The organism is Streptococcus acidominimus (genome assembly GCF_001921825.1).
GTDB lineage: Bacteria > Bacillota > Bacilli > Lactobacillales > Streptococcaceae > Streptococcus > Streptococcus acidominimus.
The window spans coordinates 25,521-37,323 of record NZ_MSJL01000022.1; the positions used below are offsets into that span (position 1 = coordinate 25,521).

Genomic DNA, 11,803 nt, shown 5'->3' on the forward strand with positions numbered 1-11,803 from the left:
ACTCCCTTTCTTTATTTCACCAAGTCTAACGCTAGTTGTAACACTTTTTCTCCATCAAACATCCCATAGTCTGCCATTGGAATGACGGCGATTGGAACCTGATGAAGATCGCAAATCGCTTTAGATTTCTCCAGCGTATAAGCAACTTGAGGCCCAAGCAAGGCAACATCTAATTGAGGAACATGATCTGCCATCTTCGCCTGTGAAAAAGCCTCTATCTCTACATCAACGCCTGCCTCTTTTGCCGCTATTTTCATATTATTGACAAGCATCCCTGTTGAAAATCCTGCTGCACAAAATAATCCAATTTTTACCATTTTATTTCTCCTAATACTAACTTGCTAATTCTTTTCTTAATTCAATAAGTTCTTTAACCAGATTGATCTCTGTAATACTGGTCATGAGATGGTCCTGCGAATGGACAAACAAGGCTGTGATGTCCGCCTTTGTGCCTCCCGCTTCCTGAGCCAAAAACTGGGTCTGCAGATTATGAGCTTCTAACAAGGCTGTATCAGCCAGCGCCATCTCGTTTTCACTCTCTGCAAATCTTCCTTGCTTAGCATGATGCAATGCCTGATAAATATGCTGTTTAGCATCTCCTGCATTCAAAATCAAGCCCATAATAATCTGATCAGGTACAATCACTTCCATTTTTTCACCTCTTATTTTTGTTTGTTAAGCGCTTTCATTTATACTATATCACCAAGACAAACACTCGTCAATACATTTGTGCCTTTTAATTTTTATTGCTACTTTTGTGCAGAATCAAGATACAAAGCCCGTTAAAAACTCAAAGCGAAAATAGGAAATCTGACGCAGAGTCATCAGACTCTAGGAAGATTTATCTTTTTCGCACAGAGTTTAGGGCGTGTTCAATTAAGATGTGAAGCCGTTAAAAAACCGAATGAAAATTAGGAAATCTGACGCAGAGACTAGGGAGAATTTGCTTCGCAAACTTCTATTTCCTGCCTCCAAAGGTATCCCATACCTTTGGAGGCAGGAAGATTTATCCCTAAAGGGAGCCACACCTGTAAGCAACTAAAGTTGCAACAGTTGCGTCTCTTTTTCACACAGTGCTTAGTCCAAGTTCAATTACACAAGACCAGTTAACGAAGTAATAAAAAGATAAACGAAATGACTATATTTAGAGATAGGCTTATCCGTAAGCGAACACAGTCCGCAACGGCTACGGCAAATTAGAAAATCTGACTAGGCAATGAAATCGCGAGTAGAACTGAAATTCAACAAGATGGGTTAACAAAGTAATAAAAACATAAACTTAAATGATTATATCATCTTGACTTCCACTACTAAAAGTTATACAATGAAAGCGATGACAGAGTTTTAAATTAGAAAGGCAAAAAATGGAAAACAATATTATTTGAAATTCTTGTCAGACAGATAACTAACAATAACACTATAATTACTTCAAAATGAAGGAGTAAAAACATGAAAAAATCAATAAAATTTATTTCATTTCTTCTAACATCAATCATATTGGGTATATCAACAATACCTAGTATTTCAATAGCCTATGCTTCTGAACAAATGACACAAACTGCCGTAGAAAATACAGATATTACCCCCGCCACCTCCTTAACAGAAGAAGAAATTAACACACTTGCAAACAAAATTCAAAGTTTACATCAAGACGTTTCAAAAGAATGGATTAAAGAGGTGATAGAACGCCAACTTCAAGGAGATTATACATTACCACAAACTTACTCTCCCTTTAGATCAGCGTGGCAAGGAATAACCGTTAATCAAATGGGTGCAGCTTTAGATACAGCAATTTCTTTAGCCTTAGGAGGAACTACTGCAGGTCTCGCAAGTCTGATTCAAGTCAAAGGTAAACATGCTGTTAAAAGTGCTATTCGGTCAGCAGTGGCCAAATATCTGGGAGGTTGGATAGTAAACAGTGTATTTATAGATTTCGCTATGAACTTACTTTCTCCAGGCACTTATCTAGCTCAACAATGGGATGCAAGAGATGCTGTCCCAAACAATGGTCGTATTAACTTTTAAAAATTATGATAAAAAATAAATATTTTTTATACTTAGTACTTGGAAATATACTAACTCTCAGTATTAGCTTTATCTTAAGTAAAATATTCACCATACCTTTTAAATGGTGGAATAGCATTGCAATAACGACCTCGTCATACGTTGTATATAATTACTTAGAAAATAAAAAGAACAAAAAGGAATGAGTTGATTAATCAACTCGTTCCTTTAAAATACATGCCCCCCTTACTTTAAAAGCACTATACAAACAATCTATAATAGACTTGTATTTTGGTAATAACTCCGTTATAGATTGTCTAAATAATGTATTTTAAAGAGAAATAACTTACCATATCCATAAGCGAGCACCGTCCACAACAGCTACGGCAAAATAGAAAATCTAACACATGAACCAAAGAGGCTTTGACACGAGCGCTATTCGTTTTACCACACAATAAAATCATCTTATTTTTGACAGACTATAAAAAACTGTATCTAAAACCAGACACTGCCTGATGTTTTAGATACAGTCTTTTATAGTCGCTTCCTTTTAGTACTGGGGTACAGCAAGACCAGTTAATGAAGTAATGAAAGATAAATCAACCAGCCATATCACTCTACTTCATTGGAAAAAGTAGTGTCTCCGTCCAATTCTAAAATCTGTAAAATTGTACGGTAATCGGTCACAAGATGGTTGATATAGCCCTGACGCAGGACAGCGAGAATGCCAGCGACCTTGTTATCCCCATACGCAACCGCAATCGAATTAGGGACTTTACCAAGCTCTGCGAGGGAAATGGCAATGGTGCGCTCTGCCAGTTCATCTGCTATTTCTCTTCCTTGCTCATCTAAAAATCGACAGCAGGTTTCCCCGACCGCCCCACTTCGGTCAATCCGTCTAAAATCGTTATCCGTGAGCATATCTAGCCATTGTCGATTGTCCTTATCGGCTCGTCCCCCTATTCCGATAATCGCAATATCCAACTGTTGCCAGTTATCGATAATTTCTTCAAAATACTTAGAGGTTCGAATGCCTGCTGCTAACTCCTTACTTTCTTGCACAATTGTCGCATTTACAAATGAGCATTCGCCATGGCATTTATGAGTCAACTCATACATCAGTGTATTGACATGGTAGCGAGCATTGATATGGCTCGGACCACCAGCCAGAGGATAGAAATGTACTCCTTTCATCTGGCGTGGCACCATTTTAGCCACAACACTACTAAGCGTTTTCCCCCAGGAAATCCCCACCTTACTATTATTGCGGAGAAGCCCCCGCACCATAGCCGCCCCTGCCACGGCGACCATATCCTCCAAGGATTTTTTAGAAGAAGCGGAGCTGGATACAATTTCAATATTCTTCAGATTGTATTTTTCTTTCACATAATGCTCTAAGTGAAAGAGATCCGTGTCAAACTCGCGAATTTCTATCGTGACAACCGCCTCTTCTCGGGCTTTCGTTAACATACGACTAATCGTGGTTCGATAAATGCCTAATTCTTTTGCTATCTCTGCTTGATTTTTTCCCTCAATGTAGTATAGATAGGCTACTTTCGCCAACTGTTTTCTGCTATTTTCAGCAATGCCTCTTCTCCCCATCTCTTCCTCCAACTAACCAACTTTTTCAACCCGAACTCCTTGACCTTGCAGTAACTCCTCTTTCTCAATCGGTATTTCATTATCTGTAATGACAAGGCTCACCTCCGCCGTACTGAATTGCCCCACTGTTCCTCGCTTGCTAAATTTGCTGGAATCGGTCAAAATAACCACCTCTTCAGCAACCCGAGCCATTTCTTTGACCACTTCCGTCCGCATCAGATCTTTTCCGGTAAATCCCTCCTCATCTGCAAAACCATCTGTCCCAATAAAAGCCTTTTTCACATGAAAAAAAGAAATCATCTCTTTTAAAAGGGGACCTACTGTCACTTGAGAATTTTTTTGATACTCTCCACCCAGCAGCATGACTTTGCAGGAATCATAGGAACGAATATAGTCCGCAATGAAATACGAGTTTGTGATAATCGTAACGTTCCGTTTCTGTTGGCAAATCTGCTCCGCTAACAGCGCACAGGTCGAACCAGATTCAATGATAATAGTCTCGTTATCATGGATTAACTCCACTGCTTTTTGGGCAATTTTTCGTTTCTTATCATGATGAAATGATAGGCGAACATTCAAATCATCACCACTATTTAAGACCGCATAGCCATGCTCACGATGCAGCAGTCCCTTACTCTCTAATTTATCCAAATCCTTTCGGATCGTAACTTTTGACACCTGCAACTTTTCTGATAAGGTATTGACATCTATTTTCTGATAGCGTGATACAAGTTTTATAATATAATCTAAGCGTTCCATCTCTTACTCCTTTTTTCTATTTTAACAAATTTTATACGATAAACAAAATAAAATAAACTTACGTTCGTAATTGATTTAATTTCGTTTAGTTGTTATAATAAAAAAAGAAAAGAGGAATCGCCATGAACACGACTAAAGGCATTATTTTTAATATTCAACATTTTTCCATCCACGATGGACCCGGAATCCGAACAACGGTGTTTTTAAAGGGCTGCCCTCTACGTTGCCCCTGGTGCTCAAATCCTGAATCGCAACGACGACGACCAGAAATGATGCTGGATGCAACCACCAAACTTCCGATTACAATGGGCGAGGAAAAAACAGTGGAAGAGATCATCCAAGAAGTCTTAAAAGATAAAGACTTTTATGAGGAATCAGGAGGAGGTCTGACCTTATCGGGAGGCGAGATATTTGCCCAATTTCACTTTGCAAAGGCAATTTTGCAGGCTGCTAAAGCAAAAGGGATTCATACCGCTATTGAAACAACAGCTTTTGTCGACCACAAAAAATTTGTAGACCTCATCCAATATGTGGATTTTATCTATACCGACCTCAAACACTATCACTCCATCAAACACCGGACAGTCACAGGTGTAGAAAACCAGCTCATCATCAAAAATATCCACTACGCCTTTTCAACAGGAAAAGAAATCGTATTACGCATACCCGTCATCCCCAATTTTAACGACTCCCTAGAAGATGCCGAGCAGTTTGCCTGTCTATTCAATGACCTTCACATTGATCAAGTCCAATTACTTCCTTTTCACCAGTTCGGAGAAAATAAATATCAGCTTCTCAACAGAAGATATGAAATGGAGCATGTCCCAGCTCTCCATCCAGAAGACCTCTCCGATTACCAACAAGTTTTTCTAAACCATAACATCAACTGTTATTTCTAATGTTTATAGTCATTCAGTTTATCCCCCTCAACTCCGTACGCAGACAAGTCTGCGACAGCTACGGAAACGAGCATTCGCTCCGCAAACCTTTATACTCTTTGCAAATCAAAAGGATGCAAGAGCATCAAAAAAGGGCAATCGCCCTTTTTTATTCTACCAAATCACTACGCGGTCTTCTGGTTTCCGCCACATGCCGTCTTCTTCTGTAACATCAAAGGTTTCAAAGAATTCAGCAAAGTTTGGCACTTGTAGATTGACACGGAGTTTTGCCGGACCGTGAACATCAACACTAGCCAGCAACTGCATATACTCTGTTCGTGCTTTCATGCGCCAGATACGAGCCCAGTTGGTAAAGAATTGTTCTGCCGAAAAATCATCATCTCGCTTAGCAGCTTCTAGTGCTGCTGCCAGACCACCCAAGTCAGCGACATTTTCAGATACTGTCAACTTACCATTCACCTTAGCTCCATGAGAATCTTGCCCTTCAAAGAGATCAACAACTTTTTGCGTTTTTTCCTTGAAAGCTGCATAATCTTCTTCTGTCCACCAGTTTTTGAGACTACCATTTTCATCAAAGGAAGCTCCGTTGGTGTCAAAGGCATGAGAAATTTCATGGGCAATCACCGCGCCGATACCACCATAGTTCTCAGATGAAGTCTGCTCAAGCGAGTAAAATGGCGCTTGTAAAATAGCTGCTGGGAAAACAATCTTGTTTTGCTGCGGGCTGTAGTAAGCATTAACCATGTGTGCTGGCATTCCCCATTCGCTATCATCCACAGGTTGATTCCACTGACTCCACGAATACTTAATAGAAAGTTCTTTTAGGAATTGAGCATTTTCAAGGAGAGATTTATTCTCATCAATAACCTTGTCATAGTAACGCTCTGGCAGTTTCTCAGGGTAGCCGATATAAGGCTTGATCACTCCTAGTTTGACGATAGCTTGCTTCTTGGTTTCTTCTGTTAACCAGTCGTTGGCTGCCAAACGTTCTTTATAGACCTCAATCATGGTCGCAATTTTTTGCTCCACATCCGCTTTAGCTTCTGGTGAGAACTTCTCCCCTGCATACCACAAGCCTAGTGCCTGATTAAAAGGTCCTTCAGCCAGATAAAAGGCTGCTTTTTTCTTGCTTTGTGCCTCTGGAGTTCCTGACAAGGCGCGACTATAAGCCCCTGACAAGATACGAATCTCATCCGTCAAGTAAGAAACGACAGAACCGATTGCATTCAGCATCAAACTAGCTTTCAGATATTCCCAATTCTCTTCACAGTAGAATTCTTTAGCAACTTCCCAGAAACGAGGGTTTTCAACAATAATCTTATCTGGGACTTGTCCAATGACCTGCGCGAAGAAATTTTCCAAAGGAAGGGTTGGGACAAGTGCCGCAAACTCCTTGAAGTCATAAGGGTGATAGAGTTTGAAATACTCTGATTTTTCTTCATTAGATAGCACGATTTGCGCTATGCGCGTATCCCACTCTTCTGCTTTATCCAACAAGTCGGTAATTTCCTCATCAGAAAAACCAAACTTGCGAAGCACATCTGTATCCGACTTGCGCCAAAGAGCCAACAACTCTTCTTTTTGCGGATGATCTTCCGCATAGTAGGTCGTATCTGGTAGGATTGTACTTGGCTCTCCTGCCCAAAGGACATTGGTCTTGGCGTCCATAAAGTCTGGTGCAATTCCAAATGGCATAACCGTTGGTTTTCCTGCCAATTCAAAGTCTGCCATTTTTTCAGTAAAGTCTGCAAAGGATTGAAGATTTTTGTATTCATCAATCAAAGGAAGAGCTGGTGCGATACCTGCCGCCTCTCTCTGTTCATGATCAGCTGCGAGACGATGGTATTTTACAAAGTTTTGCAAGACGCTATCTTTCGGTACATCTTCCCCTCTCAACCACTTGTCTGTCGTAGCAAGCATCAAATCTTCAATCTCATCATGTAAGTCAATAAAGCCACCCGTTACAGGCTTGTCACTGGGAATGACCGCAGTTTCTTCCCATTTTCCATTTACCGCTTGGTAAAAATCATCTTGTAAACGTACCATAAGAACCTCTTTTCTACATTTCTAACTACATGATAGCAGAAAGAATCAGAATTTGCAGACATTTTACTCCATAACACTCAATTCACAATTAGGAAATAGAAAAACCGAAGAATTGTTAGAAAATAAGAAACTGCGTTTAGACAAAGTCCGTAAAGTACGGTTTCTATGGGTGCCCCTTGTTATTGATCGGAAGTTTATACTCGTCAAAAATCACAATCTGACGTCGTTAACTCGCCTTGCTGAGTAAAAAGCTCTAGTGGTTTTTTTAGCCTGTTCCCTTAGAACAAGAAAGAACAGAGTTCTACCTGCTTCAACAGTCTAAGAATAGACTGTTGAAGCAGGTGGAACGAGTGCAACTCGTGTCAAGTGTGGCACCCTTTGGAACATAACTGTTTCAGCTTTAGCCAGTTCCAGATTTTGATTTTTATCGGGGAGTATTATCTTAGAACCACTCGAAAAATCGAACCAAAAGCGACTCCCCCAACTCCAGCCCAAGATTTCCTACAAATCCTCCATCCGAATCACGACATCCGCCTTTTCCCAGATGGCTGGATTATGGGTCGCCACGATGATCATTCTGTTGTCATTCTTCAAAGAGGACAGTAATTTCATCACCTCATCTGAATTGATCGGATCAAGAGCAGCTGTCGGCTCATCTGCTAGAACCAGCGGAGGATCTTTCAAAAAGACCTTTGCCAGCGCCACACGTTGGGATTCTCCACCTGATAGTTCAAAAATCTTCTGTTCCAAAGAAATATGCTCTAAATGAACCCTTTTTAAAACCTCACGTTTCTGCTCTTCTTTCTGTGCCTTGCTTAGTTTTTTTCCGACAAAGGCTAATTCTAAATTAGCAGCGACACTTTCATTTTCGATCAAGCCAAAATTTTGAAATAAATATCCCAGATAATCACGATAGTAGAGGTGTTCCTTGATCTCCTTAATGTCCTTTTTATCGTAAAGGACTTCTCCCTTGTCATAGGGCTCCAACTTGGCAATCATATTTAAGAGCGTTGTCTTTCCACTACCACTTTCACCAATGAGGGCGTAGATTTTGCCCCTCTCAAAAATCAAATCCACCTGATTCAAAATCACTCGATTGGCAAAGCTTTTTTGTAATCCTTTGATTTCAATCATGCTATTTTCCTTTCAATACTGTAACCGCTACTCGATTTTCTGCTTTACTCTGTCGATACAAAATCAAGAGCATATTGCCGAGAAAGACCGCCGTCGTCAGCAGACTAAGCGCAACGTTTTGGGTAAGGTAGACAATGCCAGCATTTCCTAAAGCTAGAACTCCCATCTGTGCCAAGAGATAGGAAAAATGGATTTCATCAAATCTCAAACCTGCCAATCTCTTGATAAAAATCTCTCTTCTAAACTGCTCAAAATAGATCAGATTCATACAGTCAAACAAGAGTACCGAAGTCGCTAAGCCCAGAAAACTTCCAAGCAAGAGAGAGAAAAAGCGACTGCGACTCTCTGCTAGGTGTTTATAATAGGTAATTCGGTCATTCAGTAGATAGGATACCCAGTGATAAGCCTCTTCTTCTTTTAGTAAATCAATGCTGTCTTGATAGCCTTTTAAATGAAGGGAATAAGCCACTTCTACGCTCCAAAACAAACGGGTCGTCACAGTATCGCCCATTGCCTTTGGTGTCAATACAACCAAGATTGGATCCTCTAAATACTGGAGATGGGCAGAGTCATCATTGTTATAGAGGAACCGCTCCTGTCCGTCTTTCACGATAGCAGTATGGACTCTAGCTTGAAACAGAGGCTGACTAGTAGCTTCCAGACCCAACCTTGAACGATTAGACATGTAGTCTGAGTAGACTTTTTCAAACTCAGCCTGCCTTGCTTGTAACTTTTTGGGGAGAAGCAAGCCGAACTCTCCCTCTTTCAAGTCCTTCATCTGTGCCAGAAAGTCTCTACTAACCTCAACATGCTCTGCTTCCAAATAATTAGGTGACACATATAGGGTATTGCCCTCTGGAGTATAGTCTGTCAGACGCACACCTGAAACATCTCCGTGTAACTCTGCTAGAAAAAAATCTCTCACCTTGCTCCTAACAAAAATGGCATCCTTCTCTTCGATAGCCTTTTGAGCAAAATCATACCAGACCTTTTGCCGCCTTTCTTCCTCCTCTCCCTTGGTGAAGCCTGAAGAATAACTACCGCGCATTTGGTAATAGTCGCCTTGCTTGTCCCATTCTTTAGCGGAAATCTCTAGAGTTTCTAATTCTTTATACTCCAGCAAAATACTGTTAGCAACATAGCCCACCACCAAGATCGAGATCAGCTGTCCCACTAACATCAGGCTGAGCAAGCGCTTTAGAGGGAGCTTGCCCTTTAAAATCTCAACTAAGGAACTCGCCTTTAATCCCAAGAGATAGATGAAACTCAAGCAGAGGGACAGAGCCATGAGAAGGAGACTATAAACTCCTAAGCTCAAGCATAAAAGAGAAAGGGGAAGGCCTTGAAACAGCCCCTGCCAATACAGACTCAAAACACCGATAAAACTTGTGACAAGATAGGATAGACCGATCATCTTTGCATCTACCCAAAAAGAATACCACATAATCCTTCCAAAGCTCTGCCCTGCAATCCTCTTAAGCCCTGTGCTCCTCAAGTCCTTGATTCGATAAATCAAGGTCATGGAAACGAAGGTCAATATCAATAAAACTAAACTAAGAAAAAAGGCCTCGTCATATAAAACAATCAGTAAAAGATTCCCCACAGATGTAGCCGTCGTAGAAATCCCTTTGTATCCCAACTGACCCATGGTTGAAGCCAACTCCTCAGTCGTCAAAGATCCCGATACGATAAGGTAGCTATTGACTAAGTCACTATCTCTAGCACTGTCTTCCCTAGCTTGGTTCAGAGAGTCAGGTAGCTTACCAGATCCATAAACCTCATAAGCAAAATAAGTTTCCCCTTTTTCATTCGGCTCAACAATCCGCCTTGCAATGACACTATCATGACTTTCTGCTAGTTCGTTTAAAACTCTTGTAAAGTCCTCACGCTGTGCCCTAGGTCGCTCTCCATCTGTACCGACGAGATCGACCGCATCGTAGCTTGAAAAGACCAATTGATTTCGTTGCTCATGGATTCTGATGACGGTATAGACACACAGGAGCAAGGTGGATAAAAAAATAAACACCCGTCTCATAAAAACTCCTTTCTAACGTTCCTCCCTTTAATCTAGCAGAGGAGAATTTTTCCCCTGCTAGATTAAAAGGGACAAGCTCTCATCATATGTGATCCGATTGATTCTAAACTAGTGATGAGCTATCATTCATAATCGTAATAGAAAGCCATTTTCTCCCCAATACCTGTCCTCATAAAAGCATAGGAGGTTTCACCTGGACCTGCATCCCCCTTGTCAAAATCAGAATTCCAACGACTAACAACGGTTGAACTATGTTTTTTTGAACCATGGTAGTAATTTGAGAAGGCTCCCCGACGCATTAAATCCGCTCCATAGGTCCAGACACCACCGTCTGGATATTGAACAGCTGCTGCTGCAGTAGAAGCTGTTCCTAGGACTATAAGAGCGAGTGCAATAAGACCGGTTGATTTGAAGTGATTTTTCATATTCCTTTCAATTTAAATCATCCTACAGAATATAGCAGGATATGAGAGAAAATATTCCCTCCCACACGTAAAATAGCAGGCTCGTCTATATCTACATGATAAGCGATTCGTCATCCAAAAAGAGTTTCATGATGACTACCTCCTTTCTCAGCTTAGACAAGATAAGGACACTCATATAGGACAGGTTTAAATCACGATTTTATCAGCTTAAACACCAAGCTAGAGCTGAAAACAACCCATTTTGAAACCGCTTTCTTATCTTTGTGTTATTATAGCATAAAAATTACTCGTTTACAAGGATTTTTTAACATACATCTCAACACCTTTTCCTCATAAATAAACAGAAATGATACATGCTTATCACTTTTCTTTATCTACATTCCCCCTCTTCACCCACTCATCACACAAAACATTGGAATCTATTTTGGTTTGGGAAGAGCTTGAGGTTTCAACACTCTTATACTCAACGAAAATCAAAAAGAAACGAGCGAAGCTAATTCCTATAAGTCAAAGATAGGACACTGTTCTTTCTTATTAAGGGAACAGGGTGAAAACCTCCACTGGAGCTTTTCACCCATCAAGGCTCTTGACAAAGTAGCCCTTTGATTTTCAAAGAACATTACCTTACGTTTGGACGAAAAAACGAATCTTTGATGAGAATTTTCTATTTTTCCAAAAATTAACTTGACTTAATTTTTAAATTAAGGTATATTAGACTTGTTCGGTAACCAAATGTGATATACTATTTGTATGGAAACAATGTATGAAAAAGCTCAAAAACTCAGTTCAGAGAACTTCAAACTTCTCATAGGTGTTCAAAAAGAGACCTTTCAAGAAATGCTTACCTGTCTCAATGTAGCTTACCAACGTCAACATCGTCAAGGAGGTCGTCCACGCAA

10 protein-coding genes and 1 pseudogene are annotated in these 11,803 nt (G+C 40.4%); 3 read left to right on the plus strand and 8 right to left on the minus strand.

The features are described 5' to 3' along the window. Window positions 1-11: 11 nt before the first annotated feature. Window positions 12-317, minus strand: a complete 306-nt coding sequence (locus tag BU200_RS05870) for a PTS sugar transporter subunit IIB (RefSeq protein WP_075099288.1) — start codon at window positions 315-317, stop codon at window positions 12-14. A gap of 16 nt (window positions 318-333) precedes the next feature. After that, window positions 334-651: a PTS lactose/cellobiose transporter subunit IIA gene (locus BU200_RS05875; RefSeq protein ID WP_075099289.1), complete on the minus strand. Its 318-nt coding sequence runs from the start codon at window positions 649-651 to the stop codon at window positions 334-336. Window positions 652-1,449: 798 nt separating this feature from the next. Between BU200_RS05875 and BU200_RS05880 the strand changes: the two genes are divergently transcribed. Further along, on the plus strand, window positions 1,450-2,025 hold the full coding sequence (locus BU200_RS05880; protein WP_075099290.1) for a hypothetical protein: 576 nt from the start codon (window positions 1,450-1,452) through the stop codon (window positions 2,023-2,025). Between the two features lie 591 nt (window positions 2,026-2,616). Here the strand turns inward: BU200_RS05880 and BU200_RS05890 are convergent. Next, the gene (locus BU200_RS05890) at window positions 2,617-3,606 is read right to left on the minus strand and encodes a sugar-binding transcriptional regulator (protein WP_075099298.1); all 990 of its coding nucleotides are present in this window, start codon (window positions 3,604-3,606) and stop codon (window positions 2,617-2,619) included. A 12-nt stretch (window positions 3,607-3,618) separates the two neighbouring features. After that, window positions 3,619-4,365, minus strand: a complete 747-nt coding sequence (locus BU200_RS05895) for a DeoR/GlpR family DNA-binding transcription regulator (protein ID WP_075099292.1) — start codon at window positions 4,363-4,365, stop codon at window positions 3,619-3,621. Window positions 4,366-4,487: 122 nt separating this feature from the next. Here BU200_RS05895 and BU200_RS05900 point away from each other — a divergent pair, with 122 nt between their 5' ends. Next, window positions 4,488-5,264 (plus strand): glycyl-radical enzyme activating protein, encoded by a 777-nt coding sequence (locus BU200_RS05900; protein WP_075099293.1) that lies wholly within the window; start codon window positions 4,488-4,490, stop codon window positions 5,262-5,264. Between the two features lie 153 nt (window positions 5,265-5,417). Here the strand turns inward: BU200_RS05900 and BU200_RS05905 are convergent, their stop codons facing one another. From BU200_RS05905 to BU200_RS05920, 4 genes are all read right to left on the minus strand, one after another. After that, complete coding sequence (locus BU200_RS05905; protein WP_075099294.1) at window positions 5,418-7,310, minus strand: M13-type metalloendopeptidase; 1,893 nt, start codon at window positions 7,308-7,310, stop codon at window positions 5,418-5,420. Between the two features lie 501 nt (window positions 7,311-7,811). Further along, on the minus strand, window positions 7,812-8,444 hold the full coding sequence (locus tag BU200_RS05910) for an ABC transporter ATP-binding protein (RefSeq protein WP_075099295.1): 633 nt from the start codon (window positions 8,442-8,444) through the stop codon (window positions 7,812-7,814). 1 nt (window position 8,445) lies between these two features. Then, window positions 8,446-10,479 carry a bacteriocin-associated integral membrane family protein gene (locus tag BU200_RS05915; protein WP_075099296.1) on the minus strand — a complete coding sequence of 678 codons (2,034 nt, stop codon included), beginning with the start codon at window positions 10,477-10,479 and terminating at the stop codon, window positions 8,446-8,448. A 122-nt stretch (window positions 10,480-10,601) separates the two neighbouring features. Further along, window positions 10,602-10,904: a lactococcin 972 family bacteriocin gene (locus tag BU200_RS05920; RefSeq protein ID WP_075099297.1), complete on the minus strand. Its 303-nt coding sequence runs from the start codon at window positions 10,902-10,904 to the stop codon at window positions 10,602-10,604. Between the two features lie 750 nt (window positions 10,905-11,654). Between BU200_RS05920 and BU200_RS11240 the strand changes: the two are divergent. Then, a pseudogene (locus tag BU200_RS11240) lies at window positions 11,655-11,803 on the plus strand (IS5/IS1182 family transposase); the annotation flags it as partial.

Bases quoted from the DNA above. Each gene is read 5' to 3' on its own strand.
- BU200_RS05870 (WP_075099288.1), bottom strand. From the start codon at position 317: ATGGTAAAAATTGGATTATTTTGTGCAGCAGGATTTTCAACAGGGATG.
- BU200_RS05875 (WP_075099289.1), bottom strand. From the start codon at position 651: ATGGAAGTGATTGTACCTGATCAGATTATTATGGGCTTGATTTTGAAT.
- BU200_RS05880 (WP_075099290.1), top strand. From the start codon at position 1,450: ATGAAAAAATCAATAAAATTTATTTCATTTCTTCTAACATCAATCATA.
- BU200_RS05890 (WP_075099298.1), bottom strand. From the start codon at position 3,606: ATGGGGAGAAGAGGCATTGCTGAAAATAGCAGAAAACAGTTGGCGAAA.
- BU200_RS05895 (WP_075099292.1), bottom strand. From the start codon at position 4,365: ATGGAACGCTTAGATTATATTATAAAACTTGTATCACGCTATCAGAAA.
- BU200_RS05900 (WP_075099293.1), top strand. From the start codon at position 4,488: ATGAACACGACTAAAGGCATTATTTTTAATATTCAACATTTTTCCATC.
- BU200_RS05905 (WP_075099294.1), bottom strand. From the start codon at position 7,310: ATGGTACGTTTACAAGATGATTTTTACCAAGCGGTAAATGGAAAATGG.
- BU200_RS05910 (WP_075099295.1), bottom strand. From the start codon at position 8,444: ATGATTGAAATCAAAGGATTACAAAAAAGCTTTGCCAATCGAGTGATT.
- BU200_RS05915 (WP_075099296.1), bottom strand. From the start codon at position 10,479: ATGAGACGGGTGTTTATTTTTTTATCCACCTTGCTCCTGTGTGTCTAT.
- BU200_RS05920 (WP_075099297.1), bottom strand. From the start codon at position 10,904: ATGAAAAATCACTTCAAATCAACCGGTCTTATTGCACTCGCTCTTATA.